This is a genomic window from Streptomyces sp. NRRL B-24572 (assembly GCF_002156145.1).
GTDB classification, from domain to species: Bacteria; Actinomycetota; Actinomycetes; order Streptomycetales; family Streptomycetaceae; genus Streptomyces; species Streptomyces vietnamensis.
The window spans coordinates 1-990 of the sequence record NZ_MWIG01001110.1 but is presented as its reverse complement, the minus strand read 5'-3'; the positions used below and the strand labels follow the sequence as shown (position 1 = coordinate 990).

1 protein-coding gene is annotated in these 990 nt (G+C 78.0%); it reads left to right on the top strand.

Annotation, left to right across the window (positions count from 1 at the left end; all coding sequences use genetic code 11):
• Positions 1-990, top strand: a 990-nt coding sequence (locus CCN56_RS40610) for an FAD-dependent monooxygenase (protein ID WP_179200169.1), incomplete at both ends; no start/stop codon positions are given.

Here is a 990-nt window from a genome sequence, read left to right as displayed (position 1 = left end):
GCCTCCCCGCTGCACATCCCCCAGCACGCCCTGGCCCGCGGACTGCGCGACGCCATCTCCCGGCAGAAGCTGATCCGGCTCGTCACCGAGTCCCGGCTCGACACCATCGAGCAGGACCGGGACGGGATCGTCGCCCACACCCGGGGCCCGGCGGGCACCTGGTGGCGCGGCAGCCATCTCGTCGGCTGCGACGGGGCCCGTTCGACCGTGCGCAAGCTGCTCGGGATCCGCTTCCCCGGCCGCACGGCGGTGGAGCGGCACGCCGTCGCCGCGCTGCGCACCGAACTCCCCTGGCCCGGCGAGGCCCTGCTGCACCGTCAGCCCCCGTGGCGCGGCGCGGCCGAGGAGATCACCGCGCGCCCGCTGCCCGACGGGGTGTGGCGGATCGACTGGCTGCTGCCGCCCCGCGGCGACCTGGTCACCCCGGACGCGCTGGTCGCCCGGATCCGCGAGACCCTGGCCGGCTGGTGCGAGGGCGTGACGCCCCCGTACGAGCTGATCGACACCGGCGTCCACACCGTGCACCACCGGCTCGCCCGCCGCTGGCGGGTGGACCGGGTCCTGCTCGCCGGGGACGCGGCGCACCTGCTCGGCGCGGTCGGCACCCAGGGCCTCGACGAGGGGCTGCGGGACGTGGACAACCTCGCGTGGAAGCTCGCCCACGCCTGGCACCACGGCGGCTCGGAGCGGCTGCTCGACAGCTACCAGAGCGAGCGGCGGACGGCCGTCGCGACCCGGCTGCGCGCGGCGGACCAGTCGCTGCCGGTGCTGCGCGGCGGCGGGGGTCTGCGGACGTACCTGCCCGGGGCCACGCGCGGCCACGACGCCCTGCTGACCGACGGCCACGTGGGGCGCGGCCCGCTCGGCGCGCCCCCGGCGTACCCCCACTCCCCCCTCGCGTCTCCGTACACCGAGGGGCAGACGCCCGTCGGCACCCCGGCGGGCGCCCCGGTCGAGGACGTCCGCGTGACCGCCCCCGACGGCACGACC